This window comes from Rhodanobacter thiooxydans, assembly GCF_030291135.1.
Taxonomy (GTDB): domain Bacteria; phylum Pseudomonadota; class Gammaproteobacteria; order Xanthomonadales; family Rhodanobacteraceae; genus Rhodanobacter; species Rhodanobacter thiooxydans_A.
In genome coordinates this window covers 3,101,582-3,128,340 of sequence record NZ_CP127409.1, presented here as the reverse complement: position 1 = coordinate 3,128,340, position 26,759 = coordinate 3,101,582, and the positions used below count along the sequence as shown (strand labels likewise).

The 26,759-nt window shown below is 67.7% G+C and carries 26 protein-coding genes; 6 read left to right on the top strand and 20 right to left on the bottom strand.

Going from position 1 to position 26,759, the window contains the following annotated elements; all coding sequences use genetic code 11:
• The first annotated feature begins 14 nt into the window (after positions 1–14).
• Together QQA13_RS14425 and QQA13_RS14420 are read left to right on the top strand one after the other, a co-directional pair.
• Entirely contained in the window at positions 15–1,157 is a 1,143-nt protein-coding gene (locus QQA13_RS14425; RefSeq protein ID WP_108471706.1) for a uroporphyrinogen-III C-methyltransferase, read from the top strand.
• Positions 1,154–2,410, top strand: coding sequence for a heme biosynthesis protein HemY (locus QQA13_RS14420; RefSeq protein ID WP_108471705.1), 1,257 nt, complete (start codon positions 1,154–1,156; stop codon positions 2,408–2,410). The genes QQA13_RS14425 and QQA13_RS14420 overlap by 4 nt, the downstream gene beginning before the upstream one ends.
• Positions 2,411–2,423: 13 nt before the next feature.
• Here the strand turns inward: QQA13_RS14420 and QQA13_RS14415 are convergent, their stop codons facing one another.
• The 6 genes from QQA13_RS14415 to polA all read right to left on the bottom strand — a co-directional run bounded on the left by QQA13_RS14415 (position 2,424) and on the right by polA (position 9,081).
• Positions 2,424–2,675: a hypothetical protein gene (locus tag QQA13_RS14415; protein ID WP_159082183.1), complete on the bottom strand. Its 252-nt coding sequence runs from the start codon at positions 2,673–2,675 to the stop codon at positions 2,424–2,426.
• Positions 2,676–2,856: 181 nt separating this feature from the next.
• Positions 2,857–3,147, bottom strand: coding sequence for a HigA family addiction module antitoxin (locus QQA13_RS14410; protein WP_108471704.1), 291 nt, complete (start codon positions 3,145–3,147; stop codon positions 2,857–2,859).
• A 15-nt stretch (positions 3,148–3,162) separates the two neighbouring features.
• Positions 3,163–3,444 carry a type II toxin-antitoxin system RelE/ParE family toxin gene (locus QQA13_RS14405; RefSeq protein WP_108471703.1) on the bottom strand — a complete coding sequence of 94 codons (282 nt, stop codon included), beginning with the start codon at positions 3,442–3,444 and terminating at the stop codon, positions 3,163–3,165.
• 68 nt (positions 3,445–3,512) lie between these two features.
• Positions 3,513–5,717 (bottom strand): DNA helicase II, encoded by a 2,205-nt coding sequence (gene uvrD, locus QQA13_RS14400; protein ID WP_108471894.1) that lies wholly within the window; start codon positions 5,715–5,717, stop codon positions 3,513–3,515.
• Positions 5,718–5,786: 69 nt separating this feature from the next.
• A complete protein-coding gene (locus QQA13_RS14395; protein ID WP_108471702.1) occupies positions 5,787–6,005 on the bottom strand; it encodes a hypothetical protein in 219 nt (72 codons plus the stop codon).
• 328 nt (positions 6,006–6,333) lie between these two features.
• Positions 6,334–9,081: a DNA polymerase I gene (gene polA / locus QQA13_RS14390; RefSeq protein ID WP_108471701.1), complete on the bottom strand. Its 2,748-nt coding sequence runs from the start codon at positions 9,079–9,081 to the stop codon at positions 6,334–6,336.
• A gap of 105 nt (positions 9,082–9,186) precedes the next feature.
• On the opposite strand from polA, the gene QQA13_RS14385 reads away from it, so the two are divergent.
• Positions 9,187–9,720, top strand: a complete 534-nt coding sequence (locus QQA13_RS14385; protein ID WP_108471893.1) for a DUF2782 domain-containing protein — start codon at positions 9,187–9,189, stop codon at positions 9,718–9,720.
• 76 nt (positions 9,721–9,796) lie between these two features.
• The gene (locus tag QQA13_RS14380; protein ID WP_108471700.1) at positions 9,797–10,228 is read left to right on the top strand and encodes an EamA family transporter; all 432 of its coding nucleotides are present in this window, start codon (positions 9,797–9,799) and stop codon (positions 10,226–10,228) included.
• Positions 10,229–10,234: 6 nt separating this feature from the next.
• Here the strand turns inward: QQA13_RS14380 and QQA13_RS14375 are convergent, their stop codons facing one another.
• From QQA13_RS14375 to cutA, 12 genes are all read right to left on the bottom strand, one after another.
• Positions 10,235–10,945 carry a glutathione S-transferase gene (locus QQA13_RS14375; RefSeq protein ID WP_108471699.1) on the bottom strand — a complete coding sequence of 237 codons (711 nt, stop codon included), beginning with the start codon at positions 10,943–10,945 and terminating at the stop codon, positions 10,235–10,237.
• A gap of 55 nt (positions 10,946–11,000) precedes the next feature.
• On the bottom strand, positions 11,001–12,611 hold the full coding sequence (gene purH / locus QQA13_RS14370) for a bifunctional phosphoribosylaminoimidazolecarboxamide formyltransferase/IMP cyclohydrolase (RefSeq protein WP_108471698.1): 1,611 nt from the start codon (positions 12,609–12,611) through the stop codon (positions 11,001–11,003).
• Positions 12,612–12,691: 80 nt separating this feature from the next.
• Positions 12,692–13,015 (bottom strand): helix-turn-helix domain-containing protein, encoded by a 324-nt coding sequence (locus QQA13_RS14365; protein ID WP_108471697.1) that lies wholly within the window; start codon positions 13,013–13,015, stop codon positions 12,692–12,694.
• A gap of 156 nt (positions 13,016–13,171) precedes the next feature.
• Complete coding sequence (locus QQA13_RS14360) at positions 13,172–14,026, bottom strand: zinc-ribbon and DUF3426 domain-containing protein (protein ID WP_108471696.1); 855 nt, start codon at positions 14,024–14,026, stop codon at positions 13,172–13,174.
• Between the two features lie 72 nt (positions 14,027–14,098).
• Entirely contained in the window at positions 14,099–14,998 is a 900-nt protein-coding gene (gene prmA / locus QQA13_RS14355; protein ID WP_108471695.1) for a 50S ribosomal protein L11 methyltransferase, read from the bottom strand.
• 60 nt (positions 14,999–15,058) lie between these two features.
• Positions 15,059–16,435, bottom strand: a complete 1,377-nt coding sequence (gene accC, locus QQA13_RS14350; protein WP_108471694.1) for an acetyl-CoA carboxylase biotin carboxylase subunit — start codon at positions 16,433–16,435, stop codon at positions 15,059–15,061.
• A gap of 10 nt (positions 16,436–16,445) precedes the next feature.
• Positions 16,446–16,904 (bottom strand): acetyl-CoA carboxylase biotin carboxyl carrier protein, encoded by a 459-nt coding sequence (gene accB / locus QQA13_RS14345; protein ID WP_108471693.1) that lies wholly within the window; start codon positions 16,902–16,904, stop codon positions 16,446–16,448.
• Between the two features lie 74 nt (positions 16,905–16,978).
• Entirely contained in the window at positions 16,979–17,431 is a 453-nt protein-coding gene (aroQ, locus tag QQA13_RS14340; protein WP_108471692.1) for a type II 3-dehydroquinate dehydratase, read from the bottom strand.
• Between the two features lie 143 nt (positions 17,432–17,574).
• A complete protein-coding gene (locus QQA13_RS14335) occupies positions 17,575–18,114 on the bottom strand; it encodes a TlpA family protein disulfide reductase (protein ID WP_108471691.1) in 540 nt (179 codons plus the stop codon).
• Positions 18,114–20,303 (bottom strand): protein-disulfide reductase DsbD family protein, encoded by a 2,190-nt coding sequence (locus QQA13_RS14330; RefSeq protein WP_108471690.1) that lies wholly within the window; start codon positions 20,301–20,303, stop codon positions 18,114–18,116. The genes QQA13_RS14335 and QQA13_RS14330 overlap by 1 nt, the downstream gene beginning before the upstream one ends.
• A 72-nt stretch (positions 20,304–20,375) precedes the next feature.
• Positions 20,376–21,272 (bottom strand): DMT family transporter, encoded by an 897-nt coding sequence (locus QQA13_RS14325; protein WP_108471689.1) that lies wholly within the window; start codon positions 21,270–21,272, stop codon positions 20,376–20,378.
• 58 nt (positions 21,273–21,330) lie between these two features.
• Complete coding sequence (gene cutA, locus QQA13_RS14320; protein WP_108471688.1) at positions 21,331–21,681, bottom strand: divalent-cation tolerance protein CutA; 351 nt, start codon at positions 21,679–21,681, stop codon at positions 21,331–21,333.
• A gap of 236 nt (positions 21,682–21,917) precedes the next feature.
• On the opposite strand from cutA, the gene QQA13_RS14315 reads away from it, so the two are divergent.
• Both QQA13_RS14315 and groL read left to right on the top strand, forming a co-directional pair.
• Positions 21,918–22,211, top strand: coding sequence for a co-chaperone GroES (locus QQA13_RS14315; protein ID WP_007514157.1), 294 nt, complete (start codon positions 21,918–21,920; stop codon positions 22,209–22,211).
• Positions 22,212–22,339: 128 nt separating this feature from the next.
• Positions 22,340–23,992: a chaperonin GroEL gene (groL, locus tag QQA13_RS14310; RefSeq protein WP_108471687.1), complete on the top strand. Its 1,653-nt coding sequence runs from the start codon at positions 22,340–22,342 to the stop codon at positions 23,990–23,992.
• A gap of 99 nt (positions 23,993–24,091) precedes the next feature.
• Here the strand turns inward: groL and QQA13_RS14305 are convergent, their stop codons facing one another.
• Both QQA13_RS14305 and QQA13_RS14300 read right to left on the bottom strand, forming a co-directional pair.
• Positions 24,092–24,637: a hypothetical protein gene (locus QQA13_RS14305; protein ID WP_108471686.1), complete on the bottom strand. Its 546-nt coding sequence runs from the start codon at positions 24,635–24,637 to the stop codon at positions 24,092–24,094.
• A 171-nt stretch (positions 24,638–24,808) separates the two neighbouring features.
• The gene (locus QQA13_RS14300; RefSeq protein WP_108471685.1) at positions 24,809–26,701 is read right to left on the bottom strand and encodes an LTA synthase family protein; all 1,893 of its coding nucleotides are present in this window, start codon (positions 26,699–26,701) and stop codon (positions 24,809–24,811) included.
• Positions 26,702–26,759 lie beyond the last annotated feature (58 nt).

Below are 26,759 nucleotides of genomic sequence, written 5' to 3'. Positions count from 1 at the left end.
GCTAGCATGCGTGCATGAGCAACGTAGACAAGCCGAACGCGCCTGAGGGCGTCCGTCCCGATCCCGCTGCACCCGATGCGGTACTTGTCGAACCGTCCGTGCGTGCGACCCGTTCCGCAGCGCCGCGTCCCGCGCCGCGTCCGCGCGGCGGCGGCAGTCTGGCGCTGGCGGTGCTGCTGGCGCTGGTCGCGGTGGGCGCTTCCGGTTACATCGGCTGGCGCCAGTGGCAACAGGAGCAGGGCAGCGCCGCGGACAACCAGAGTGTTGCCAGCCTGCAGCAGCGCGTGGCCACGCTGGAAACCACGCTGACCGCGCTGGGCGACCAGCGCAGCAGCCTGAACCAGCGGCTGGACGATGCGGCCCAGGTCAACCGTTCGCTGCGCGAGGAACTACTCGGCCAGGCCGAGCGCACACGCCATCTCGAAGACGCGGTGGCCAAGCTCGCCGAGAAGAGCCTGAGCGGCCGCGACGGCATGTTGCTGGACGAGACCGAATCGCTGCTGCGCATGGCCGGCGAACGCTACACGCTGTTCCATGACGCGCAGGGCGCGGCTGCCGCGTACGCACTGGCCGACAAGACCCTGGCCGCGGTCAACGACGGCGCCTTCAGCGGCCTGCGCCAGAGCATCAACGCCGAGCACGAAGCGCTGGTGAAGAGCCAGCCAGCCAGCCAGGCCGGCGCGTTGCAGCAGCTGGTGGCGCTGCGCGGCGAGCTGGCCGGCCTGCCGCTGAAGCCACTCGACAGCAGTACCGCCGAGGCTACCGATGCGTGGTCGCGCATCCGCCGCGCGCTGGCCAGCGTGGTCAGCGTGCAGCGCGATGACGGTGCGCCGCTGGCCGTCGCCGATGCACGTTTCGCGCGCGAGCTGGCTGCGCTCGACCTGGCCCAGGCGCAGGCGGCGTTGCTGGCCCATGACAGCAAGGGCTATGCGGCCGCGCTGCAGCGGGTGGATACCGCGCTGACCAGCCAGTTCGACGGCAGCGCGCCGGCGGTGCAGCAGGCGCGCGAGACCTTGAAACAACTCGCCAGCCAGTTGCCGGCGGACGCGCCGGTGCAGCTGGGCGCCGCGCTGAGCGAACTGCGCAACCTGCGCGCGGTGCATGCGCTCAGTCCCGCTGCAGCCGGTTCCGCGGCGTCGGGCGGGGCCCGGCCATGAGGCTTTGGTATTGGCTTCTGTTGCTGGTGGTCGTCGCCGCGCTGGCCGCGTTCGGCTGGCACTGGGTGGCCGAAGATCCCGGCTATGTGCTGCTGCGCCTGCGCGGCTGGAAGGTGGAAACCACGGTGGTCGCGGCGCTGGTCATCCTGCTGCTGGCGTGGGCGCTGCTCACCGCGCTGTGGCGGCTGGCGCGCTGGCCGTTCGGCGCGTTCTCGCGACGACACCGGCGGCTCAGCCAGCAGCGTCTTGGCGACGGTCTGATCGCCCTGATGGAAGGCCGCCACGGTGACGCCGAGCGCGACCTCAACCGCGCCTCGCGGCTGGACAGTCTGCGCGGTCCGGCCCTGCTGGCCTCGGCCGAGGCGGCCTCGCGCCGCGGCGAACACGGCCGCGCGCTGGAAGCGCTGGATCAGGCCGCGCAATCCGCGCCGCAGGCGGCCCGCGTGCTGCGCGCCCGCGTACTGCGCCGCGAAGGCAAGCCGGCCGAAGCGCTGGCGCTGCTGGTGCCCGAAGCCGACAAGGGCACGCTGACCCCGGGTGGTTGGCGCGAGCTGGTGCTGGCCGCGCTGGCGAGCGGTGACATCCGACGCGCCCGCGAAGCCCTGGCGCCGTTGCAGAAGAGCGGCGCATTGGGCAACCGCGCCTATGCCGCGCTGGAAGCGCAGGTGCTGGCCGCCACCATCCATGCCGCCGCGGACGGTGCCAGCCTCAACGCGCTATGGTCGCAACTGCCGAAGACGCAACGCCGCGTACCCGCGGTGATCGACGTCTACGCCCGCCGCGCGGCCGCGTTCGGACTGACCCTGCCGGCGATGGACGAGGTGGAATCCGCGCTGCGTCGCGAGTGGTCGCCGCTGTTGATCGAAACCTACGGCAGCCTGGCCGGCGACGACGTCGAGGCGCGCCTGCGCCGCGCCGAAGGCTGGCTCGACGCGCATCCGAACGATGCCAACCTGCTGCTCACGCTCGGCCGCATGTGCGTGCGGCTGAAGCTGTGGGGCAAGGCACGGCAGTACCTGCAGCGCTCGCTGGCGCTGGTGCCGGGCAGCGCCGCCTGGGAAGCTCTGGGCGACGCGTTCGCCGGCCAGGGCGATACGGAGCAGGCGCAGCGCTGCTATCGCAACGCGCTGGCATCCGCCCGCGGCGACGCGGTCACCCCGCTGGCGCAAACCGCCAACCCCGGTCAGCCCGACACGCAGCCGATTGCGATCGAGGAGCGCGACGAGCATGGGGTGCCGCGGTTGCGGGGGTAATGGCAGTGGAATGTCACGTTGTTACTAGGTGCCGAGTTCGTTCAACTGCTTGAGCAATCCGGAGCGAATCTCGTCTCGCGACGACTGAAGACCTTTCCGTATTTAGTGTTGCAATTGTGGCATCCAGAGTTTGTGCCAGACCGGCTTGTTGGGCGAGAACCACCTGTTTAAATAAATCAGCCGGGATGCCGGTGGATTTGATACTCAGGGTTGGTGTTATTTCTGTTTCTGACTCGACCTTGGTGTTCCACTCGGGCAGGGCCATCAGCTGTTTTCCGTTTTGTCGGACACAAACAAGCCTTGGATTGTTGTACACGCCCTCACGAACATTTTTCGCGATTGTTGTTAAAAGTAAACTTTAGGATGAGTAGTGCCAAGTTGCCGAGCACCCGACTGCTCAAATAGGGGCAGCAGGCGGCCAGCTCAGGCTCACTCGACGCGACATATCAGGCGGCGATCCGCTCGATGCGTTTCACCGCCCTGCCCAGCGCCCGATGCGCTTCCTCCAGGTCATAGTCGGCCTGCAGACCCAACCAGAAGCGCTCGCTGGTGCCGAGTGCGGCCGCGAGCCGCACTGCAGTATCGGCGGTGACGCCACGCTTGCCGAGCACGATTTCGTTGATGCGGCGCGGCGGGACGCCAGCGGCGCGAGCGAGGGCATTCTGGCTGATGTTCAGCGGCAGCAGGAACTCTTCGAGGAGCACTTCGCCGGGATGGATGTTGGGCAGGGTCTTCATGGCCGACTCCGGTGTTCAGTGGTAATCGACGATTTCCACGTCGAGGGCATCGCCGTCCTTCCAGTGGAAGCAGATGCGCCATTGGTCGTTGATGCGGATGCTGTGCCAGCCCTTGCGGTCACCCTTCAACGCTTCGAGGCGGTTGGCCGGAGGAACACACAAATCGTCCAGCGTCGAGGCGTTGTTGAGCATGCGCAATTTGCGGCGCGCGACCGGCTGGATGTCCATGGGCAAACGCCGAGATGGCGTACCACCCCAGATCTTCTCCGCCTCCTTGTCCGCGAAGCTCCATATCATGCGGTGACCATAACGCTTTCCGTCATATAACGCAATGCGTTATGGCAAGACGGGCACGGTCGGGACAGTTACAGCGGCGTGAGGTTGGCGTACGCCGCCACCAGCCACTTGCTGCCGGCGCCTTCGAAGTTCACCTGCAGCCGGGTATGCGCGCCGCTGCCTTCGGCGCTGATCACCACGCCATCGCCGAAGCTCGGGTGGCTGACGCGCTGGCCGAGTTTCACCGGCAGCGATTCCTCCAGCGACGGCGAGATCTCGTGAGGGCGGCCGGTGTACAGCGGGCGGGTGACGTGCACGCGCGGGCGCACCTCGTCGATCAGTTCGGCGGGCATCTCGCCGAGGAAGCGCGAGGGTCGCGCCAGCATTTCGGTGCCGTGCATGCGACGCGATTCGGCGTGGGTGACGACGAGTTTCTCGCGGGCGCGGGTGATGCCGACGTAGGCGAGCCGGCGCTCCTCCTCCAGCCGCCCTTCGTCGTCGACCGAGCGCTGGCTGGGGAACAGGCCTTCCTCCATGCCGACCAGGAAGACCAGCGGGAACTCCAGTCCCTTGGCCGAGTGCAGGGTCATCAGCTGCACGCAGTCGTCCCACGCCTCGCCCTGGTTCTCGCCCGCTTCCAGGGTGGCATGCGACAGGAACGCGGAGAGCTCGCTCAGGCCGGCGTCGATGTCCTCGGCGGTGCGCTCGAAGCGGCTGGCCACGTTGACCAGTTCGTCCAGGTTTTCCACCCGCGACTCGGCGTTGCCGCGCGAGTCCTTCTCGTAAAAATCGCGCAAGCCGGTATGGGTGATCGCGTGGTCGATCTGTTCGGCCAGGGTGAGCGCGTCCTTTTCGCCATCAGACGTCGGCGGCTGAAAAGCGCGCGCCATCGCGTCGATCATGCCGAGGAACGCCTTCACCGCGTTCTTCGCACGGCCGGCCAGCTCGCTGCCGCCGCTCAGTTCGGACAGTGCAGCTTCCCACATCGACGTGTTCTCGCCGCGGGCACGGCGGCGCAGCGCGTCCAGCGTGCGCTCGCCGATGCCGCGCGGCGGGGTGTTCACCGCGCGCTCGAACGCGGCGTCGTCATGCCGGTTCGCGGTGAGCCGCAGATAGGCCAGCGCATCCTTGACCTCGGCGCGCTCGAAGAAGCGCTGGCCGCCGTAGACGCGGTAGCCGATGTTGCGCTGGGCCAGCTGTTCCTCGAAGTTGCGCGACTGCGCGTTGGAGCGGTACAGGATCGCGCAGTCCTTCGCCGAACCCTGCTCGTCGATGTATTCGCGGATGCGCTCGATCACGAAGCGCGCCTCGTCCTGCTCGTTGTAGGCGGCGTACAGCGCGATGCGCTCGCCGTCATCTCCGGCGGTCCACAGCTGCTTGCCGAGGCGGCTGCCGTTGCGCTGGATGACGCTGTTGGCGGCCTTCAGGATGGTCGAGGTGGAGCGGTAATTCTGTTCCAGCTTGATCGTGCGCGCGCCGGGGAAGTCGCGCAGGAACTGCGCCATGTTCTCCACCTTGGCGCCGCGCCAGCCGTAGATCGACTGGTCGTCGTCGCCAACCGCGAAGACCTTGCCGGTGGTGCCGGCGAGCACACGGATCCACGCGTACTGCAGCGTGTTGGTGTCCTGGAATTCGTCGATCAGCAGATGCCGCCAGCGCTGCTGGTAATGCTCCAGCACGGCCGGGTTCTTCAGCCACAGCTCGTGCGCGCGCAGCAGCAGTTCGGCGAAGTCGACCAGCCCGGCGCGGCGGCAGGCGTCCTCGTAGGCCTTGTAGATGTTCACGAACGTATGCGTGACCGGATGGTCGCGATGCTCGATGCCGTCCGGCCGCTTGCCCTCGTCCTTCCACTGGTTGATCTGCCAGCAGGCCTGGCGCGGCGGATATTTCGCATCGTCCAGGCCCAGCCCGGCGATGACGCGCTTGACCAGCCGCAGCTGGTCGTCGGCGTCGAGGATCTGGAACGCTTCCGGCAGGCCTGCCTCGCGCCAGTGCCGGCGCAGCAGGCGATGCGCGATGCCGTGGAAGGTGCCGACGGTGAGCCCCTGGGTGCCGCCGGGAATCAGCGCTTCCAGCCGCGCGCGCATCTCGCCGGCGGCCTTGTTGGTGAAGGTGACGGCGAGGATGGCCCACGGCGGCACCCGCTCGGCCTGGGTCAGCCAGCCGATGCGGTGGGTCAGCACGCGGGTCTTGCCGGAGCCGGCGCCTGCCAATACGAGATAGTGGCCGGGTGGGGCGCAGACGGCTTCGCGCTGCGCTTCGTTGAGCGGGTCGATCAGGTACGAGACATCCATCGCGCCCATTGTAGTGGGCGCAGACGGAAACCGCCGCTGCGGCGGTTTCCGGAGCAGCCAGGGCGTGGTTCAGCGCTTCTGCAGGAAGCCACCGACCGCCAGCAGCGCGCCGACCACGATGCCGGCGATGCCGATCCATTGCGGTACGCCCTGGTCGTGGGTGGCGGTGATCTTGGCCGAGCCCACCTGCAGCAAGGTGTCGGTGGTCTGGTAGGAGGCATGGCCCGCCACCACCCAGATGCCGGCGGCGACGAGGATGATGCCAACGATGATCAGGCCTGCGCGCATGGTGTATCCCGTGGTGAATGTGGGGGCGAGTATGCCTGCTGCCGCCGTGCATGGGGTGTACAGAGGGCACGAATCGCGGGCAAAAAAAGCCCCGGAGGCTAGGGGGAGCCTCCGGGGCGGGGGCAGACGCGAAGACCCAGGGGAGAGGTTCGCGCCTGTGGCGGCCCAGGGAGGTGAGCGCGCCGCGGATGCCGTTGCGTGCATCCGAAGTGTTAGTGCGTGATTTGCGGAGAAAGTTGCACGGTTTCCGAAGAAATTTAAAAACGATTCATCCTCATGAAAAGTTAACCATCAAGTCGTTGTTGCGCGAGGCATTCCCTGGCCGCGCTCAATGCGCCTCGTCCCAGTTGGCGCCCACGCCCACGTCGACCAGCAGCGGCACCGCCAGTGCCGCCGCGCCGGACATCCGCTCGACCACCGCGGCACGCACCGCGTCGACCGCGTCGGCGCGCACCTCGAACACCAGTTCGTCGTGTACCTGCATCAGCATGTGGGCGTCGTCGCGACTTTTCAGCCACGCCGCCAAGGCGATCATCGCGCGCTTGATGATGTCCGCCGCGCTGCCCTGCATCGGCGCATTCACCGCGGCGCGCTCGGCGCCCTGGCGCAGGCCGGCGTTGCGTGAGGTGAGGTTTTCCAGGTACAGGCGGCGGCCGAAGATGGTTTCCACGTAGCCGTCGCGGTGCGCACGTTCGCGGGTGGCCTCCATGAATGCGTGCACGCCGGGGTAGCGGGCGAAGTAGCGCTCCATGTAATCGCTGGCTTCGCCGCGGTCCACGCCGAGCTGGCGCGCCAGGCCGAACGCGCTCATGCCGTACATCAGGCCGAAGTTGATCGCCTTGGCGGCGCGGCGCTGGTTGGCGCTGACCTCCTCGGGCTTCAGACCGAACACCTCGGCGGCGGTGGCGCGGTGCACGTCGCCGCCCTCGCGGAAGGCCTTGAGCAGGCCCTCGTCGCCGGACAGGTGCGCCATGATGCGCAGCTCGATCTGCGAATAGTCTGCTGCCATCACCTGCCAGCCCGGCGGCGCGATGAAGGCCTGGCGGATGCGCCGGCCTTCCTCGGTGCGCACCGGGATGTTCTGCAGGTTCGGATCGGACGAGGAGATCCGCCCGGTCGCCACCGAGCCCTGGTGGTAGCTGGTGTGCACGCGGCCGGTGCGCGGATTGACGATGCCGGACAGCTTGTCGGTGTAGGTGCTGCGCAGCTTGGCCAGGCCACGGTAGTCGAGGATCAGCCGCGGCAGTTCGTGGGTGTCGGCGATCGCCTCCAGCGCTTCCTCGTTGGTGGACGGCTGGCCGGTCGGCGTCTTCAGTTTTGCTTCGAGGTGCAGCTCGTCGAACAGCACCGCCTGCAACTGCTTTGGCGAGTCGAGGTTGAACTCGCGTCCGGCCAACGTGTACGACTGTTGCTGCAGTTCCAGCATGCGCTTGCCCAGCTGCTGGCTCTGCCGGCGCAGCTCGTCGCCGTCGATCAGCACGCCGCGGCGTTCCATCTCGGCCAGCACCGGCACCAGCGGGATCTCGATCTCCTCGTACACGCGGCGCAGCGCCGGCACGCTCTCCAGCTTCGGCCACAGCGCGTGGTGCAGGCGCAGGGTGACATCGGCGTCCTCGGCGGCGTAGCGGCAGGCGGTGTCCAGGTCCACCTGCGAGAACGAGATCTGCTTCGCGCCCTTGCCGGCGACCTGCTCGTACTTCACCGTGTCGTAGCCGAGGTACTTCTTCGCCAGCGAATCCATGTCGTGGCGCGTGGCGGTGGCATTCCACACGTAGGATTCCAGCATCGAGTCGTGCTTGAGGCCCTGCACGGCGATGCCGTAGTGCGACAGGATGTTGATGTCGTACTTCGCGTGCTGGCCCAGTTTGGGCCGCGCCGGATCCTCGAAGACGGGCTTCAAGGCGGCGAGCACGCTGTCGCGATCAAGCTGCTTCGGCGCGCCGGGGTAGTCGTGGCCGAGCGGGATGTAGCAGGCCTTGCCCGGCTCCACCGCGAGGCTGAGGCCGACGATGTCCGCGCGCATCGCATCGATGCTGGTGGTCTCGGTGTCGAAGGCGATCAGTTCGGCGTCGCGCAGCTTTTCGATCCACGCATCGAGCTGCGCTGGCGTGGTGACCAGCTCGTAGTCGCCCGCGAACGAAAGGTCGGCCGCCGCTGCAGCAGTGGCTTCAGTCGCGACGCCTTTTGTCGTGATCTCGACAGAAGTGTCGTCGCCTCCCTCGCTGACCGGTGCCGCGTTGTCCAGTTCCTTCAGCGCCGCCTTGAACTCGTAGCGCGTGTACAGCTCGCGCAGCAGCGTGGTGTCGGCCTCGCGCCGGGTCAGCTCGGTGGGGCCGAACTCCAGCGGCACGTCGGTCTTGATCGTCGCCAGCTCGCGTGACAGCGGCAGCTGCGGCAGCGTGGCGCGCAGGCTTTCGCCGATCTTGCCGCCGATGCGGTCGGCATGGGCGATCACGCCATCCAGCGTGGCGTATTCGGCCAGCCACTTGGCGGCGGTCTTCGGGCCGCACTTGGGTACGCCGGGGATGTTGTCGATGGCGTCGCCGGTGAGCGCGAGGAAGTCGATGATCTGCTCCGGCATCACGCCGAATTTTTCCATCACGCCATCGCGGTCCATCACCGTGTTGCTCATGGTGTTGACCAGGGCGACGTGGGAACCGACCAGCTGGGCCATGTCCTTGTCGCTGGTGGAGACCTCCACCTCGATGCCGAGCGCCTGCGCTTGCAGGGCGAGCGTACCGATCACGTCGTCGGCCTCGACCCCGGGCACGCGCAGGATCGGGAAGCCCAGCGCGCCCACGATCGCCAGCATCGGCTCGACCTGCGAGCGCAGGTCGTCCGGCATCGGCGGGCGGTTCGCCTTGTACTGGGCGTATAGCGCGTCGCGGAAGGTCGGGCCGGGCGCATCGCTGACGAAGGCCAGGTAATCGGGGTTCGCCTTCAGGGTGGCGCGCAGCATGTTGACCACGCCGAACAGCGCGCCGGTGGGCTCGCCGCGGGCGTTGGAGAGCGGCGGCAACGCGTGGAAGGCGCGGTACAGGTAGGAGGAGCCGTCGATCAGGATGAGTTTGGGCATGCCTCATTCTCGCATGCACGGCGCGCATGCACGGCGAAACGTCGCGCTTCACGAAAGCCCGGCGGAGGCGCTGTTATGCTGCGCTCCCCGAACGAGGTTGCCGCCATGAAAACCGCTGCCTTGCTGGTTGCCGCCAGCGTCCTGTTCACATCGAGTGTATGGGCGCAGTACGTCCCATCGACGAATGTGCCACCACCGCCCGGGATCAACGACCCGGGCGTGAAAGCGGTGGAGTCGGCGGCCAAGCCGGCCGCCAAGCCGGCGGCTAGGCAGCGCTCGGCCCACGCCGCGTCGTCCTCGTCCGCGCAGTCGCTGGACCTGAAGCCGCAGGCGCTGCCGGCGATGCGCGACGAAGGCAGCGCGCAGGCCGCCCGCGACCAGCCGCCGGAAGTGCGGATACACCAGGAAGGCGACAACAGCATCCAGGAATACAGCCGCAACGGCCGCGTCTACATGGTGGTGATCACCCCCAGGAGCGGCATCGCGCAGACCTACATGGTCGATCCGCAGGGCCGGCTGGTCGACGAGCACGGCCAGAAGCCGGTGGGGCCGGTGATGTACAAGGTGCTGGAATGGGGCAAGAGCCGGCCGCCCGCCGAGGGTTCGACCGAGCCGGCGCCGGCGGACGGCGGCCACTGAGCCACACGCTGAACCGCGTCGTCGGCGCTGGACATGCCGACGACGCCAGTCCGGTATCCCGGCGGAGGGTGGCGCGATGCAACTGCGTGAAAGCTGGCTGCTGTTTGCGTTGGGTTCGGCGCTGTTCGCGGCGCTGACCGCGTTGTTCGGCAAGCTCGGCGTGGTCGGCATCAATTCCAACCTCGCCACCTTCATCCGCACCATCGTGATCCTGCTGGTCACCGCCGGCATCCTCAGCCTGCGCCAGGAATGGGCCAGGCCCACCGGGCTGCCGCTGCACAGCTGGCTGTTCCTGGTGTTGTCCGGCATCGCCACGGGGTTGTCGTGGCTGTGCTACTACCGCGCGCTGCAACTGGGGCCGGTGAGCAAGGTGGCGCCGATCGACAAGCTCAGCGTGGCGTTGGCGATCGTGCTGGGGCTGGTGTTCCTGGGCGAGCGGCCGAGCTGGCCGTTGCTGATCGGCGGCGTGCTGATCGTGGCCGGCGCGATGGTGATCGCGCTGTTCTGAGCGGGCTTACGCCGGGTCGTCCAGTTCCGGGTAGTGGCGGAAGATGCCGCTCTCGTTGAACGGAAGCCGCCGCGCCGACGCCAGGTAGGCGGCGATGCGCGGTCGTTGCGCCACCCGCTGCTTCAACGCATGCAGCAGCGGCAGCCCGTGCCCGAGGCGCCGCATGGCGCGCGGAAATGCGTACTCCAGCCCGCTCATCAGCTGGAACAGCGAAAGATCGACGTAGGAGTGCTCGTGCAGGGCATGCTGGCCGCCGCCGCGTTCCAGCACCTGCTCGAAATAGTCCAGATACTTCGGCAGCCGCGTCTCGCGCAGATCGGCCGCACGGCGCAATGCCTCGACGCGCTGGTCCTCGTAGTACAGGCTGCCGGCGATCGGGTGGTGGGAGTCGTGCACTTCGGCAACGAGGTCGCTGATGGTCAGCTGCAACTGGTGCGCGTAGCGCCGCCGGCTTTCGCTGTCCGGCACCAGGCCGAGCGGCGGTCCGAGATATTGCAGGATGTTCGCGGTCTGCGCGATCAGCAGCCGGCCGGCCTTGAGGAACGGCGGCGCGAACGGCAGCGCGCCTTCGTGCACGCCGTCGAGGTAACGCACGATGGCGTCGTCGCCCTGTATGCGCGCCACGTCGTCGTAGCTGGCGCCGGCGTCTTCCAGCGCCAGCCGCACGAACTCGCCGCGGCCCTGGATGCCGGCCCAGTAATACAGCTCGTAATGCATGGCAGCCTCCGGATCGAAGGATGGATGCCGAGCGTGCGCCTCCGCAGGCCGGGACTCAATGCCGGAAATGGCGCATCCCGGTGAATACCATCGCCATGTCGTGCTCGTCGGCAGCGGCGATCACCTCGGCGTCACGCATCGAGCCGCCGGGCTGGATCACCGCACTGATGCCCGCCGCGGCGGCGGCATCGATGCCGTCGCGGAACGGGAAGAACGCGTCGCTGGCCATCACCGAGCCGCGCACTTCGAGCTTCTCGTCGGCGGCCTTGATGCCGGCGATCCTCGCGCTGTAGACGCGGCTCATCTGGCCGGCGCCGATGCCGATGGTCTGGCGATCCTTGGCGTAGACGATGGCGTTGGACTTGACGAACTTGGCCACCTTCCAGGCGAAGATCAGGTCGTGGATCTGCGCCTCGGTGGGCGCCTTGCGGGTGACCACTTTCAGGTCCGCCGCGGTGATCATGCCGGTGTCGGCGCTCTGCAGCAGCAGGCCGGAACCGACCCGCTTGGAATTCATGCCGGGGTGCGCGGCACGCAAGTCGCCGCCAGCAGGCGTCGGGATCACCAGCACGCGCACGTTGCCCTTTTTGTGGAATGCCTTCAGCGCGTCATCCGCATAAGCGGGTGCCAGCACCACCTCGACGAACTGGCGTTCGACGATCGCGCGCGCGGTGGCGCCGTCGACCTCGCGGTTGAACGCGATGATGCCGCCGAACGCCGAGGTGGGATCAGTCTGGAAGGCCAGGTCGTACGCCTTGCTGATGCCGTCCAGGCTCACCGCCACGCCGCACGGGTTGGCGTGCTTGACGATCACGCAGGCCGGCTTGACGAAGCTGCGCACGCATTCCCATGCCGCGTCGGCGTCGGCGATGTTGTTGAACGACAGCTCCTTGCCCTGCAGCTGCTTGAACGTGGCCAGCGTGCCCGGCGCCGGGTACAGGTCGCGGTAGAACGCGGCCTGCTGGTGCGGGTTCTCGCCGTAGCGCAGGTCCATCAACTTCACGAAGCGGCCATTGACCTGGCCCGGGAAGCTGGCGTGGCCGGTGATCGCGTCCTGCGCATCGTTGAGTTCCAGGCCGGACAGGTAGTCGCTGATCGCGCCGTCGTAACTGGACACGTTGTTGAACGCGGCCACCGCGAGCTTGAAGCGGGTGCCGCGGGTGAGGCCGCCGTGCTGCTCGATCTCGGCCAGCGCGTCGGCGTATTGGTCCGGCGAAGTGAGTACGCCGACGTCGCTCCAGTTCTTCGCCGCCGAGCGCAGCATCGCCGGACCGCCGATGTCGATGTTCTCGATCGCCTGTTCCAGCGTGCAGCCGGGTTTCGCCACGGTGGCTTCGAACGGGTACAGGTTCAGCACCAGCAGGTCGATCGGCGCGATGCCGAGTTCGGCCATCACCGCGTCATCGGTGCCGCGCCGGCCAAGCAGGCCGCCATGCACTTTCGGGTGCAGCGTCTTCACGCGGCCGTCCATGATCTCGGGGAAACCGGTGAGGTCGCTGACCTCGGTAACCGCGATGCCGGCCTCGCGCAGCGCCTTCGCGCTGCCGCCAGTGGAGAGCAGCTCGATGCCCCTGGCGGCGAGGCGCCGGCCCAGGTCGATCAGGCCGGCCTTGTCGGAGACGCTGAGCAGGGCGCGACGGACCGGGACGAGCTGGGGAGCGGACATGAGCGGGTTTCCAGAAGGGGAAAGCCGCTCATTATAGCCGCCCGGATGGTGGGCGGCTTTTGGGGGATACGCGGGATGGGTTACAGCAAGCCGTGCGCGGCCAGCTTCTTGCGCAAGGTGGCACGGTTGATGCCCAGCGCGCTGGCGGCGCGGCTCTGGTTGCCGTCATGGAAGGCCAGCACTTCGCGCAGCAGTGGCACCTCGACCTCGCGCAGTACCAGCGCGTGCAGGCCTTCGGCACATTCGGTGTCGCCGATGTCGGCAAGGTAGCGACGCACCGTGCGGGTGACACATTCGCTCAGTGCGCTCTGGCCCTGAAGGCTGGCGCCGGTCGAGCCTGTGCCTTGCGACGAGGTCTGTTTCGCGGCCTCGGCAGCAGGCAGTCTTACGGCATTCACGGACATCTCCCCTCACATACGAAGCGACGACTGCATAGGCCGCTGCTCATGGTTATGACTGATCTTGCGTGTCGCGGCGTATATCGCATGCCGTCCGGCATGTCGGGCGCGAGGGGTCGAGTCTACCCGCGCGGGCCGATAATTTTAAGTACCGCAGACGCATTATTCGAAACCGATCTCGAACGCCACCGCCTTGTCGCCCGGGTCTTCCACTTCCAGCAGCAGCACCGCGCTGCCGCCAGGCGCCAGGCCATGACGCAGGATCGCGACGTCGTCCAGGTACTCGGCCGGCTGCAGGCGGCGCATCGCGATGCGCTGGCCCTGGGCGTTCGACATGGTGATCGTCAGCACCGGCCAGGGCTGGGCGAAACTGGCGTCGTTGCGCACGCTGGCGCTGATCATTAGCGCGCCGGCGACGCTGGGATGGGCCTGCACGTTGCTGGCCAGCAGGCGCAGCTGTTGCGGCGCGGCGACCAGCGGCAGCTCGCAGCCGAGCACGGCACAGCTGCCGCGCAGCCAGTCGCCCACGGTGGGGTTGCGGATCAGCTCGTCGCGCTTGGCCCAGGCCAGCTGAACGGCGAGCAGCAGCGCGAGCAACAGGCACGCCACGATCCACGGCCAGCGCCGTTCGCCGGACGAACGCAGGTGCCGCCGCTCGCGCCGGGCCGCGCGTTCATGCGGTTGCGGCTCGTGGGCGAAACGCGGCGCGAAGACCAGTTGCGAAAAGTCCTCGACGGCGGGCCTGGGTGTGGCCGTGGTGACCATCTCGTCGGCGACGACCACCGCCGGCGGGCGGGGTCGTGGCCGATAGACCACCAGATCGAGCAGGGGCGGCTCAAACGCGGGCTCGTTGACCGGCAGCTCGGCGAACGGTTCCGGCGGCAACTGCTCGGCGAGCGTGGCGATGCTGTCGAAGCTGGCCTCGCAATGTCCGCACACGACGTGGCCGTGCGCTTTCGCCAGCGTCTGCGCATCCAGCGAAAACACGGACAGGCATTCGGGACATTGTGTATACATGCAGGCCGCTTTGAATCGGTATCCGGCAAGCTTAGCAGGGTGATCGCGCGGGCAAGCCGGCGATCCGACGGCTCAGCCGCGGCGACGACCGCTGATGCGCACCCAGTCTTCGCGCGTGTCCACGCGCAACGCGTCGAACCATTCGGCGTAGCGCTGCAGCAGTTCGTCCTGCTGGCCGGCGAGGATGCCGGAGATCGCGAACGGCGCGCCGGGTTTCGCCGCGGCGGCGAAGGTGGGTGCGAGTTCGCCGAGCGGGCCGGCGAGGATGTTGGCGATGAAGACGTCGGCAGGTTCAGCATCAACGTCTTGCGGCAGGAACAGCGCGAAGCGATCGGCCACGCCGTTGCGTTCGGCGTTGTCGGCCGAGGCGGTGAGTGCCTGCGGATCGTTGTCGACGCCGACCGCGCTGGCCGCGCCAAGCTTCAGCGCGGCGATCGCCAGGATGCCCGAGCCGCAGCCGTAGTCGGTGATCGTCTTGCCGGCAAGCTCCAGCCCGTCCAGCCATTCCAGGCACAGTGCCGTGGTCGGGTGGGTGCCGCTGCCGAAGGCGAGGCCGGGGTCGAGGCGCACCACCACGAGATCGTCATCGGCGGGTGGCTCGATGTTCCACGGATAGATCCACAGTCGGCGGCCGAACGGCATCGGCTTGAACTGGTCCATCCACGCGCGCTCCCAGTCCTGGTCGGCGACCTCGTGGAATGTCAGCTGATCCGGCTCCAGCCATGGCAGCAATTCGCCCAGCGCGGCACTGAGGCCGCGCCGGTCGGTGTGTTCGTCGAACAGCGCGTTGATCGTGATCGTGGGCCACAGCGGCAGCTCGCCCACGCCCGGCTCGAAGATCGCCTGCTCGTCAGGCGTCTGGGCATCGGCGTCCTGCAGCGTGATCGACAGCGCGCCGAGATCGTCCAGCGCCTCTTCCGCGCGGGGCTGCTGCTCGGTGCGGACGACCAGGGAGAGTTCAAGGAATGGCATGGGCGAGGAACGAATGATCGGGGAGTGAGCGGGGTGGGTGGCGATGCGCCTGCGTGCTTCTCACGGCTCCCCGTTCGTTGCCGCATTCTTTTCCTTCTGCTCGGCCATCCGCTTCTCGAGGTAGTGGATGTTCTGGCCGCCGTGCTGGAAGCCGACGTCGGCCATGATCCGCTGTTGCAGCGGGATGTTGCACTTCACGCCCTCGATCACCGTCTCGGCCAGCGCCAGGCGCATGCGTGCGATCGCGGTCTCGCGGTCGGGGCCGTGCACGATCAGCTTGCCGATCATCGAGTCGTAGTTCGGCGGAATGCGGTAGCCATCGTAGAGGTGGGTGTCCACGCGCACGCCGGGGCCGCCGGGTGCCTCGAAGCGCTTCACCGTGCCGGGGCTGGGCATGAACGTGTCCGGGTCCTCGGCGTTGATGCGGCACTCGATCGCGTGACCGGTGATCTTGATGTCCTCCTGGCGGATCGACAGCTTCTCGCCGCCGGCGATCAGCAGCTGCTCGCGCACCAGGTCGACGCCGGTGATGAATTCGGTCACCGGGTGCTCGACCTGGATGCGCGTGTTCATCTCGATGAAGTAGAAGCGGCCGTTCTCGAACAGGAACTCGAAGGTGCCGGCACCGCGGTAGTTGATGCGCAGGCAGGCGTCGACGCAGACCTTGCCGATCGCCGCGCGCTGCTCCGGCGTGATGCCCGGCGCCGGCGCTTCCTCGACCACTTTCTGGTGGCGGCGCTGCATCGAGCAGTCGCGCTCGCCCAGGTGGATCGCGTGGCCCTGGCCGTCGGCCAGTACCTGGATTTCCACGTGGCGCGGATTCTCCAGGAACTTCTCCATGTACACCTGTTCGTTGCCGAACGCGGCCTTGGCTTCGGCCTTGGTCATGGTGATCGCATTGCCCAGGTGCGCCTCGGTGCGCACCACGCGCATGCCGCGGCCGCCGCCGCCGCCGGCGGCCTTGATGATCACCGGGTAGCCGATCTCGCGGGCGATCTTGATGTTGGTGTCGACGTCCTCGCCGAGCGGACCGCCGGAGCCGGGCACGCACGGCACGCCGGCCGCCTTCATCGCGCGGATCGCCTCGACCTTGTCGCCCATCAGGCGGATCACGTCGGCGGTCGGGCCGATGAAGACGAAGCCGGACTGCTCGACTTGTTCGGCGAAATCGGCGCGTTCGGACAGGAAGCCGTAGCCGGGGTGGATCGCCTGGGCGTCGGTGATTTCCGCCGCCGCGATGATCCGCGGAATGTTGAGATAGCTGTCGACCGACGGCCCGGGGCCGATGCAGATCGACTCGTCGGCGAGGCCGACGTGCTTCAGGTTGCGGTCCACGGTGGAGTGCACCGCCACGGTCTTGATGCCAAGGCTGTGGCAGGCGCGCAATACGCGCAGCGCGATTTCGCCGCGATTGGCGATGACGACCTTCTCGAGCATCCGGGCGGCCTCAGGCAATCACGAACATGGGTTCGTCGAATTCCACCGGCTGGCCGTTCTCGACCAGGATCGCCTGCACGGTGCCGGCCACGTCGGCCTCGATCTGGTTGAACATCTTCATCGCCTCGATGATGCCCAGCGTCTCGCCGGCCTTGACCTGCTGGCCGACCTTGACGAAGGCCGGTGTGCCGGGGGTGGCCGAGGCGTAGAAGGTGCCGACCATCGGGGCCTTCACCACGTGGCCTGCCGGCAGCGCATTCGCGGCGGGCGCCTCGACGGCGACCGCCGGCGAGGCCGCGACCGGTGCAGCGGCCACGGCGACCGGGGCCGCCGGTGCGGCGGCTATTGGCGCGGCGTTCTTCGGCACGCGCGACAGGCGGACGACTTCCTCGCCCTCCTTGATCTCCAGTTCGGCGAGGTTGGATTCCTCGAGCAAGTCGATCAGCTTCTTGATTTTGCGCAAATCCATCGGATCAGCCTTTGGTCAGTCATGCCACCGCTTGGGTGGCCGGGGGTGAATGGAGAGGCCGCGCGGCCGGTGCGTCAGGGTGCGGCGCTTGCCTGCAACCGTTGCAGCGCCGCGTCCAGCGCCAGCCGGTAACTGTCGCCGCCGAATCCGCAGATCACGCCGAGCGCGATGTCGGACAGGTAGGAGTGGTGGCGGAACGACTCGCGGGCGAACACGTTCGACAGGTGTACCTCGATGAACGGGATCGCCGTCGCGGCGAACGCGTCACGCAACGCGATGCTGGTGTGGGTGAATGCGCCGGCATTGCACAGGATCATCGCGGTGCGGTCGTCGCGGCCCTGATGGATGCGCCCGACCAGTTCGTGCTCGGCGTTGGACTGGAACCAGACCAGCTCGTGCCCGGCCGCCTGCGCCCGCTCGGCCAGTTGCCGGTTGATGTCGGCCAGCGTCTCGCGGCCGTAGATCTGTGGCTCGCGGGCACCCAGCAAATTGAGGTTGGGTCCATGCAGGACCAGGATCTTCGCCACGAAACCGTCCAGCCAGCGTCCGGAGGTCCCGGAACCCGGCGCAGTGTGCGCGCAGTCGGGAATCTTGTCCAGTTCGCTGCAGATCGGCGATGTTTGACGGAGAAGCGTCGGGTTTCCGTGCGTCGGCGTATGTCGACGCTGGCTTAGCGTTGCGCTTGCCCTGGCGCCAGCCACTGTTCCAGCTGCACCGCCGACAACGGGCCGGCATGTGTCGCCAAGATGCGCCCATCGGCACCGATCAGCACGCTATAGGGGAGCACCTGACGGATATTGCCCAGTTGCAACGAAGTACTTGGCGGGCCCATCTGGCCGATCAAGATCGGGTAATTCACCGGATGTGCGGCCAAAAAGGTCCGAACGTGAACGGGTTCATCCATTGCAATACCGACCACGATCGGTGCGTTTTCGCCGAACTTTCCCTGCGCCAGTGCCAGTGCCGGCATTTCGGCCAGGCAGGGCACGCACCAGCTGGCCCAGAAATTCAGCAATACCCGGCGGCCGCGATAATCACTCAGCAGATGCAGCTTGCCGTCGAGGTCGGGCAGGCTGATCGCCGGCAGCGGCTGGCCGATCGCAGCCGTATCTGTTGGCGCCGGCTGCTGGCGGCGGTGTTGCGCATAGCCGCCGAGCGCGGCGGCCAGTACCGCCAGGCCGAGGATCAGCCAGTTGCTGCGACTCAACATCAGCGCGCCGCTTCCGTCAGCGCCTGCTCGACGATCGAGCGGGTCAGCACGGTGGACAACTGCTTGCCGGGACCGCCGTTTTTCGGGAACACCACGTACAGCGGCACGCCGGGCGAATGGTATTGCTGCAGGAACGCGCTGATGGTCGGGTTGACGTCGGTCCAGTCGCCCTTCATGTAGACCGCGCCGGTGCGCTGCAGCAGGTCGCGGAACGCCTGCGTGCCCAGCACCGCGTGCTCGTTCGCCTTGCAGGTGACGCACCAGTCGGCGGTCATGTCGACAAAAACGGGCGTGCCGGCCGCGCGCAGTTCGGCGAGCTTCTGCGGGCTGTAGGCGACCACGCCTTGCTCGGCCGTGGTGGCCGCCGACGGTGGCGGCACGTGGGCGAGCAGGTACATCGGCACCAGTGTGGCGAGCGCCAGCACCGCCACCGCAATCTTGCTGGGCATGCCGCGCGAGCGGCTGCGCTCGAACCACCACAGCGTCATCGCCAGCAGCACCATCGCCACCAGCACCAGGCCGACCGCATCAGCGCCGCGCTGGTTCGCCAGCACCCACACCAGCCAGGCGGCGGTGAGATACATCGGGAAGGCCAGCACCTGCTTCAGCGTTTCCATCCAGCGCCCCGGCTTCGGCAGCAGGCGCGCCAGCGCGGGCACGAAACCGATCGCCAGGAACGGCAGCGCCAGCCCCACGCCCAGCGCCAGGAACACCCCCAGCGCGGACAGCATCGGCGCGGCGAACGCATACGCCAGCGCGCTGCCCATGAATGGCGCGGTGCACGGGCTGGCCACCACCACCGCCAGCACGCCGGTGAAGAAGTCGCCGGCCGGGCCGGAACGGTTGGCCAGATTCGCGCCGGTATTGCCCAGCGAGGCGCCGAACTGCACCACGCCGGACATCGACAGGCCCACCGCCAGCATCACGCAGGCCAGTGCGCCGACCAGCAGCGGCTGCTGCAGCTGCGAACCCCAGCCCAGCGCATGACCGGCTGCGCGCAGCGCAAGGATGCCCAGCCCCAGCGCGGCGAAGCTGCACAACACGCCGGCGGTATAGAACAGGGCATGCCGGCGCGCGGTGGCTTGGCTGTCGCCGCTTTCCAGCACGCTGACCGCCTTGATCGACAGCACCGGCAGCACGCACGGCATCAGGTTCAGCACCAGGCCACCACCCAGCGCCAGCAGCAGCGCGGCGAGCAGGCTGACCTGCAGCGGGCCGCCGGCGAGATCGGCTGGTGGCAGCTCCGGCGCCGGCGTGCCGGATGTTGCCGCACCGCTGTTCAGGTCGATCTCCACCGCGCGCGTCATCAGCGGATAGCACAGGCCGCCGTCCTGGCAGCCCTGGAAGCTCGCCTGCAGGGTGAGCTGCTTGCGCCCGGCCAGGTCGCCTTCCAGTGTCACCGGTAGTTCGACCTGGTCGAAGTACACGGTGACGTCACCGTAGTGTTCGTCGTGGTGCGCGGTACCGGCCGGCCATGCGGGATGCAGCGTGAGACCGGCGGCATCCTTGAGCTTCAGCGTGGTCTGGTCACGGTACAGGTAGTAGCCCTTTGGCATCGTCCAGCGCAGCAGCAATTGCCCCGGTCCCTGCGCCAGCGCCTCGAAGCGGAACGCCTGCTCGGCCGGCAGCGGCGCACCGGTCGTGGCGACGCCTGCGTTGCTGCCGAGCCGGTTCAGCGCCGCGCCCAGTGCGCTGCCGGTCGCTGGCGTCGTCGCGACGCCGGCATTGGCCGGCAGCGGTAGGTCCAGCTTCTCGGTATGCGGCGGGTAGCAGATCTTCGGGTCGACCTCGTGGCAGCCCTGGTACTGCACGCTCAACTGCAGCCGCGTGGTGCCGGCGGCGATGGTGTACGGAATGCTGGCGTCGACGCCGTGGTGGTAGGTCTCCACGTCGCCGAGGTATTCGTCGTGGTGTTTCTCGCCGTCAGGCAGCTGCGCTTCGCCGAGGGTGACGCCGTCGCCACCCTTGAACTTCATGCGGCCGCGGTAGAGGTAGTAGTCCGGCGCGATTGTCCAGTGCAGCTTCAGCACGCCGGGCGTGGCGGTGTCGGTGCTCAGCTTGTACGCCTCGGTGACTGGCAGCAGGCTTTCCGTGTCCTGTGCCGACGCGGGCACGGCGCACAGCAGGCCGAGCAGCAGCAGGACCAGTGCGGGCAGGCGGGCGGCCAGGCGGCCGGTGATCAGGCGCATCGCGATTCCAGTGGCACAACGGCAGGACAGCCATTATGGACCATGCCGATCGCGCTTCCGTTCCTTGCGGCCTTATGCCTCCTCAATCGCCAGTGAGGGCACCACGTGGCGCCTGCGCACCAGTCCGGTGGTGAGCGCGGTGCCCAGCAGGATCACCGCGCAGCCGCCGAGCATACGGGTGCTCACCGGCTCGCCGAGCAGCAGCGCGCCCCACAGCACGCCGAACGCCGGGATCAGGTAGGGAATCACCATGATGCGCGTCGCGCCGACCCGCGCCAGCACCCAGAAGAACATCACATAGGCCAGCGCCGTGCACAGCACGGCCAGCCCCGCGGCGGCCAGCCATGCCTGCAGCGGCGGTGCCTGTGCCGGCCACGCCAGCAGCGTCGTCGGCAACAGCAGCCCCGCGGCGACCATATGGCTGCCGACCGTCACCACCAGCGGTGTCACCCCCGCCAGCCGCAGGTGGGTGTAATGCACCGCATAGCCGTACAGCACGGTGGCGGCCACGCAGGCTAGCAGCGCCACGCCCGCGCCCGGCCCCAACGCGAGGCTGCCCTCGGCTAGCCAGATGACGCCGGCGAAGCCGATCGCCAGCCCGGCGCCGCGCCAGGCATCCAGCCGCTGGCCCAGCCACAGCCAGCCGATCAGCGCGGCGAACATCGGCGTCATGCCGTCGATGATCGAGGCCAGGCCCGCCGGCAGGCTGCGCGTGGCGAAGGTGAACAGCACGAACGGCAGCGCCGAGTTGGTCAGCCCGACCACGGCGATCGGTCGCCAGTGCGCCCGCCATTCGGCGAGCCGCGCGCGCGAGGCCAGCAGCGGCAGGAAGCACAGCGCCGCGCCGATCGCGCGTAACCCGGCCAGCGGCAGCGCGCCGAAGGCGCCGGCACCCAGCCGCATGAACAGGAACGAGCCGCCCCACAGAGCGCCCAGCGACAGCAGCACGGCGTAGTCGGTCTTCTTCATTTCAGGGAGGGCGAAGTGGGGAGGGCACAGTCTGACGCCCTGCCACTGACAAGGGCTGTCAGCAGTCTTGCGTCGTCCCGCCGGTCGCCGCGCGCACCCAGTCCAGGTAGGCCGTGTGGCCGCGCTGCACCGGCACCGCGATCAATTCGGGCAGTTCGTACGGGTGCAGTTCGAGCAGGCGGGTTTTCAGCGCGTCGAAGCGCCCGGCGGTGGTCTTGATCAGCAGCAGCTCCTCGCTGTCGCATGTCACGACGCCCTGCCAGCGATAGGTGGAATGGACGGCGGGCAGGCGGTTGACGCAGGCGGCCAGCCGCTCGCCGACCAGCGCCTCGGCGATGGCCTGGGCGCTGGCGGCGTCCGGGCAGCTGCAATGGCAAAGCAGGACGGTGGCAGGGTCGGTCGGGGTCATGGTCGAAGCGTACCCGGGTCGCGCCGGCTGCGCTGGCTGCAGGCGATTTTGCGGCGCGCCCTTGAAACGCCGGCTGGTTCGCCCAATTAGCTGTTGCATCCCCCGTACAAAGATCTCTTGCAGCGGGGTCACATACCCGTAAAATTGGCACTCATTTACTTCGAGTGCTAACAGGATCGCCGGTCCGGGTCTTGAAAGCCTTGTTCATCAACAACCTAAGTCAGCTGGAGTCGTCCATGAGCACACTGCGTCCGTTGCATGATCGCGTCATCGTCAAGCGTCTAGAAGAAGAGCGCGTTTCCGCCGGCGGCATCGTCATCCCCGACAGCGCCACCGAGAAGCCGACCCGCGGCAAGGTCGTCGCCGCCGGCACCGGCCTGATCATGAGCGACGGCAAGGTGCGCCCGATGTCGCTGAAGGCCGGCGACGTGGTGCTGTTCGGCAAGTACGCCGGCCAGGAAATCAAGATCGACGGCGAAGAGCTGGTCTTCCTGAAGGAAGACGACATCGTGGCGGTGATCGAGGGCTGATGGGGGGCCTGATTGTCTGAGCGCGAGTGAAATTCAAAACCGCGCACGCCAGTCGCCTTTGGCTCCTTCCTGTAGCTCTTTCGTGACGTTTCCCATTACTTATTAAAAATTTTTCAAGGAAAAATTTTATGTCCGCTAAAGAAGTCCGTTTCGGCGAAGACGCCCGTTCGCGCATCCTCAAGGGCGTGAACACGCTCGCCAATGCCGTCAAGGTCACGCTGGGCCCGAAGGGCCGCAACGTCGTGCTCGAGAAGAGCTTCGGCGCCCCCACGATCACCAAGGACGGCGTGTCCGTCGCCAAGGAGATCGAGCTGGCCGACAAGTACGAGAACCTCGGCGCGCAGATCGTCAAGGAAGCCGCCTCCAAGACCTCCGACGTCGCCGGTGATGGCACCACCACCGCCACCGTGCTGGCGCAGGCGTTCATCCAGGAAGGCCTGAAGGCCGTCGCCGCGGGCATCAACCCGATGGACCTGAAGCGCGGCATCGACAAGGCGGTGATCGCCGCCGTGGGCGAGCTGAAGAAGCTGTCCAACCCCACCGCGAACGACAAGGAAATCGCCCAGGTCGGCACCATCTCGGCCAACTCCGATACCAACATCGGCGACATCATCGCCACCGCGATGAAGAAGGTCGGCAAGGAAGGCGTGATCACGGTCGAGGAAGGCTCGGGCCTGGACAATGAACTCGACGTGGTCGAGGGCATGCAGTTCGACCGCGGCTACCTGTCGCCGTACTTCATCAACAACCAGCAGAGCCAGCAGGTCGAGCTGGACGACCCGTACATCCTGATCCATGACAAGAAAGTGTCGAACGTGCGCGAGCTGCTGCCGGTGCTGGAAGCCGTCGCCAAGGCCGGCAAGCCGCTGCTGATCGTCGCCGAGGAAGTCGAGGGCGAGGCGCTGGCCACCCTGGTGGTCAACACCATCCGCGGCATCGTCAAGGTCGCCGCCGTCAAGGCGCCGGGCTTCGGCGACCGTCGCAAGGCGATCCTGGAAGACATCGCGATCCTCACCAATGGCCAGGTCGTGTCCGAGGAAGTCGGTCTGTCACTGGAGAAGACCACCATCGGTGACCTGGGCCGCGCCAAGCGCGTGGTGATCACCAAGGAAAACACCACCATCATCGACGGCGCCGGCGAAGCCGAGCGCATCCAGTCGCGCATCGGCCAGATCAAGGCGCAGATCGAGGAGACCTCCTCCGACTACGACCGCGAGAAGCTGCAGGAGCGCGTGGCCAAGCTGGCCGGCGGCGTGGCCGTGATCAAGGTCGGCGCCGCGACGGAAGTCGAGATGAAGGAAAAGAAGGCCCGCGTCGAAGACGCCCTGCACGCGACCCGTGCGGCCGTCGAAGAAGGCGTGGTGCCGGGCGGCGGCGTCGCGCTGATCCGCGCGCTGAAGGCGGTCGAAGGCCTGAAGGGCGACAACACCGACCAGGACCTGGGCATCGCGATCACCCGTCGCGCGCTGGAAGCGCCGCTGCGCGCGATCGTCGCCAACGCCGGCGAAGAGCCGTCCGTGATCCTCAACAAGGTCAAGGAAGGCAAGGGCAACTTCGGCTACAACGCCGCCAGCGGCGAGTTCGGCGACATGGTCGAGATGGGTATCCTGGACCCGACCAAGGTGACCCGCACGGCCCTGCAGCACGCCGCGTCGGTCGCCGGCCTGGCGATCACCACCGAGGCGATCGTCGCCGAGCTGCCGAAGAAGGACGAAGGCCACAGCCACGGCGGTGGCGGCATGGGCGGCGGCATGGGTGGCATGGGCGGCATGGATTTCTAAGCCCGTATCCAGGGCACGACCAAAGAAAACCCCGCCTAGGCGGGGTTTTCTTTTTTGTGTTGCCGGTCCGGACGACAGGCCCGGACGGTGCTGGCCGGCTCAGTGGCCGTGGGCGTTCGCGCTGCCACTGACGCCGGCGTTGCCGCTGGCGTTGATACCCTTCACCGCATCGCCGACCGAGCCAGCCGCGCGGTCGCTGGACTGGATCGCCGAGTGGGCGGCGTCGCGCACCTCGCCGCCCACGCCCTGGCCCATGTCGCCGGCCTTGCCGGCGGTGGCGGCGGTGTCGAGGCCGGCACCGCTGTCGACATTGGCGTTGGCGTCGGCGTGCGAGTCGCCGGCGTCGGCGCCGATGGTGCCATTGGCATTCACGTTGGCGTGGCTATTGGCGTTGTCATTGACGGTTGAGCGGGTCTTGTCGACGGCCTTGCGGGCATGGTGCTTCACGTGGGAACTGCTGCGATGCAGGGTCCGTTCGGTCTGGGTGGTGGCCTGGTCGGCGGCGTGCATGGCACCGGGTGCGGCGACGCCGGCATGGACGCCGGCATCGACCCGGGCGGCGCCGCCGAGGTTGGCCTGGGCGAAGGCGGACGCGGTGAATACGCTGGCACCGAGGACGAGGGCGGAAAGCATGGTCTTGCGCATGGTATTGACCTCCACGATTGGGGAATGCCGCGAGGCGCGCTGTGCGCTGTCCCACGGACACGTCGAAACTAGAAGTTGCTTCCCGACTGTCGTCTGAATTCGGCGCCGCGGCCTTCAGTTGCCGGACAGTTCGCTGAACGGCACCCCGGCGCGAGGGCCGGAGCTGTCCGCTCATCGCGTGGCGGATGCGGGCAGCGGTACCGGCGATGCGTCGTGCTGGGCGATATGACCGGGTGACGCCGCCGCTGGCTGCGGCAACAGCTTGTCCAGCTTGCCGTTCATGCGCAGCTGGTCGATGCTGGCCATGGCGTGGTCGAGTTGCTGCTGGGCGTCGTCTTCAGGCAACGGTGGGGCGCCGGGGGCTTCGGTGAGCGCGGCCAGTGGCGGGCCGACCAGTGCGGTCAGCGCGAAGTACGGGTCATCGTGGATGCCGACGTGCGCCAGCAGTTTGCCGGGCAGCAGCCAGGAGGCGGTGTCGACGATGCTGCGCTTGCCCGGGTGCTTCGGGTCGACCAGCAGCCACACACCGGCCTGACCCAGCATGTCACCGCCGTCGACGAAGCCGGTGGTCTGGTAGCTGTTGCTCAGCGCCGGCAGGTGGTCGCCGTAGAACAGCACCACGCTGGGGCGCTGGCGCTGGGCCAGCAGCTTCACCAGCCGGCCGAGCTCGGCGTCGGCGTGCTGGAGGTGGTAGAGGTAGGTCTGCAGTTCCCGCTTGTCGCGGCCATCAATGCCGGCGGGCACCGGGATCGCGTCGCGTTCGGCGATGTGGGCCGGCTCGACGTCGTACGGGCCGTGCGCCTCGATGCTGATGGCGAAGATGAACTGCGGCGGGCCATCGTCCTTCAGCTGGGTCAGGATCTCGTCGGTCATCGCGCTGTCGGCCATGTACTTGCCGTCGTTTGCCGCGCCGGGCGGGAACGACGCCTGCGACACGAAGCGGTCGAAGCCGATCGCCTTGAACGCGGTGGTGCGGTTCCAGAACGCCGGGTCGTTGCCGTGCAGTGCCAGCGTGGCGTAGCCGTGCCGGCTGAGCGTGCGCACCAGCCCCGGCAGTGCCTTGTGGCTCATCTGCAGGTAGGGGAATTGCAGGTTGTCGAAATAGCGCAGCGACAGGCCGGTGAGGAATTCGAACTCGGTGCGGATGGTGCCGCCGCCGAAGGTCGGCACATGCAGCTTGCCGCTGGTGCCGTGCGCGGCGAGCCGGCGCAGGTTCGGCGTGAAGCTGCTGTGCTCGTAGCCGCGCATGATGGCGGGGTCGAAGAACGACTCGCTCTGCACCACCACGATGTCCGGCAGTTCGCCGGCGGCGGTCGGCGCCTGCATCGACTGCAGCAGGGCCGGCGCGGACTGCTCGATCAGCTTCATGGCCGCGGCGCGATCCGGCTTGCGCTGGCCCTGGCCGTAGTGCAGGTGGAACAGCATCAGCGAGCTGACCAGGCCGGAATGGGTGGTGGTGGAAATCGCCGACCACGGTTCCAGCCACAGCGTCTTCGCGTTGTAGACCTTCGCCCAGGCGGGCAGGCCGGTCAGCATGCTGGCCAGCGCCAGCACCAGCAGGCTGCCGCCGAGCAGGCGTGCGCCGCGTGTGCGGCGCGCAAACAGCGGCGGTTCCAGCCGCCATGCCGCGACAATCAGCGCCACCGCGGCGAACAGGCCCAGGTATGGCCACGGGCTGTGCGGCAGGTAGCCGGACAGGATGTGCATGCCGCCCTTGCGCAACTGGCCGACGATGCGGAAATCGTCCGGCAGCAGCGGCGTGCCGAGGTTCGCCACCTTCAGCACGTTCACCGCGTACAGCAGCCCCTGCAGCAGGAACGCCAGCGCGAACGACAGCAGCGCGCGCCGGCTGATCGCCAGCAGCACGCCGGCCAGCAGCAGGCCCGGCCAGGCGTTGGCCAGCGGGTAGCGGGCCTGGTCGAACAGGCGCAGCGGGGTCACCCCGACGCCGCCATCCAGCAGCCCGGTCAGCAGCACGAAGACCAGCGCCAGCAACAGCAGCAGCACGACGCGGGGGACGATGACGCGCCAGCGTGTGGACGGGTTGGCGGAATTCAGGGGCATGGCAGTTCCGTGGTTACTGTCATGGGTTGGACTTGTCAATGTAATGACATCGAGATGA

What these genes read in the sequence shown, in the direction of transcription:
- QQA13_RS14425 (WP_108471706.1), top strand. Translation starts at nt 15, where the DNA reads ATGAGCAACGTAGACAAGCCGAACGCGCCTGAGGGCGTCCGTCCCGAT.
- QQA13_RS14420 (WP_108471705.1), top strand. Translation starts at nt 1,154, where the DNA reads ATGAGGCTTTGGTATTGGCTTCTGTTGCTGGTGGTCGTCGCCGCGCTG.
- QQA13_RS14415 (WP_159082183.1), bottom strand. Translation starts at nt 2,675, where the DNA reads ATGGCCCTGCCCGAGTGGAACACCAAGGTCGAGTCAGAAACAGAAATA.
- QQA13_RS14410 (WP_108471704.1), bottom strand. Translation starts at nt 3,147, where the DNA reads ATGAAGACCCTGCCCAACATCCATCCCGGCGAAGTGCTCCTCGAAGAG.
- QQA13_RS14405 (WP_108471703.1), bottom strand. Translation starts at nt 3,444, where the DNA reads ATGATATGGAGCTTCGCGGACAAGGAGGCGGAGAAGATCTGGGGTGGT.
- uvrD (WP_108471894.1), bottom strand. Translation starts at nt 5,717, where the DNA reads ATGGATGTCTCGTACCTGATCGACCCGCTCAACGAAGCGCAGCGCGAA.
- QQA13_RS14395 (WP_108471702.1), bottom strand. Translation starts at nt 6,005, where the DNA reads ATGCGCGCAGGCCTGATCATCGTTGGCATCATCCTCGTCGCCGCCGGC.
- polA (WP_108471701.1), bottom strand. Translation starts at nt 9,081, where the DNA reads ATGCCCAAACTCATCCTGATCGACGGCTCCTCCTACCTGTACCGCGCC.
- QQA13_RS14385 (WP_108471893.1), top strand. Translation starts at nt 9,187, where the DNA reads ATGAAAACCGCTGCCTTGCTGGTTGCCGCCAGCGTCCTGTTCACATCG.
- QQA13_RS14380 (WP_108471700.1), top strand. Translation starts at nt 9,797, where the DNA reads ATGCAACTGCGTGAAAGCTGGCTGCTGTTTGCGTTGGGTTCGGCGCTG.
- QQA13_RS14375 (WP_108471699.1), bottom strand. Translation starts at nt 10,945, where the DNA reads ATGCATTACGAGCTGTATTACTGGGCCGGCATCCAGGGCCGCGGCGAG.
- purH (WP_108471698.1), bottom strand. Translation starts at nt 12,611, where the DNA reads ATGTCCGCTCCCCAGCTCGTCCCGGTCCGTCGCGCCCTGCTCAGCGTC.
- QQA13_RS14365 (WP_108471697.1), bottom strand. Translation starts at nt 13,015, where the DNA reads ATGTCCGTGAATGCCGTAAGACTGCCTGCTGCCGAGGCCGCGAAACAG.
- QQA13_RS14360 (WP_108471696.1), bottom strand. Translation starts at nt 14,026, where the DNA reads ATGTATACACAATGTCCCGAATGCCTGTCCGTGTTTTCGCTGGATGCG.
- prmA (WP_108471695.1), bottom strand. Translation starts at nt 14,998, where the DNA reads ATGCCATTCCTTGAACTCTCCCTGGTCGTCCGCACCGAGCAGCAGCCC.
- accC (WP_108471694.1), bottom strand. Translation starts at nt 16,435, where the DNA reads ATGCTCGAGAAGGTCGTCATCGCCAATCGCGGCGAAATCGCGCTGCGC.
- accB (WP_108471693.1), bottom strand. Translation starts at nt 16,904, where the DNA reads ATGGATTTGCGCAAAATCAAGAAGCTGATCGACTTGCTCGAGGAATCC.
- QQA13_RS14335 (WP_108471691.1), bottom strand. Translation starts at nt 18,114, where the DNA reads ATGTTGAGTCGCAGCAACTGGCTGATCCTCGGCCTGGCGGTACTGGCC.
- QQA13_RS14330 (WP_108471690.1), bottom strand. Translation starts at nt 20,303, where the DNA reads ATGCGCCTGATCACCGGCCGCCTGGCCGCCCGCCTGCCCGCACTGGTC.
- QQA13_RS14325 (WP_108471689.1), bottom strand. Translation starts at nt 21,272, where the DNA reads ATGAAGAAGACCGACTACGCCGTGCTGCTGTCGCTGGGCGCTCTGTGG.
- cutA (WP_108471688.1), bottom strand. Translation starts at nt 21,681, where the DNA reads ATGACCCCGACCGACCCTGCCACCGTCCTGCTTTGCCATTGCAGCTGC.
- QQA13_RS14315 (WP_007514157.1), top strand. Translation starts at nt 21,918, where the DNA reads ATGAGCACACTGCGTCCGTTGCATGATCGCGTCATCGTCAAGCGTCTA.
- groL (WP_108471687.1), top strand. Translation starts at nt 22,340, where the DNA reads ATGTCCGCTAAAGAAGTCCGTTTCGGCGAAGACGCCCGTTCGCGCATC.
- QQA13_RS14305 (WP_108471686.1), bottom strand. Translation starts at nt 24,637, where the DNA reads ATGCGCAAGACCATGCTTTCCGCCCTCGTCCTCGGTGCCAGCGTATTC.
- QQA13_RS14300 (WP_108471685.1), bottom strand. Translation starts at nt 26,701, where the DNA reads ATGCCCCTGAATTCCGCCAACCCGTCCACACGCTGGCGCGTCATCGTC.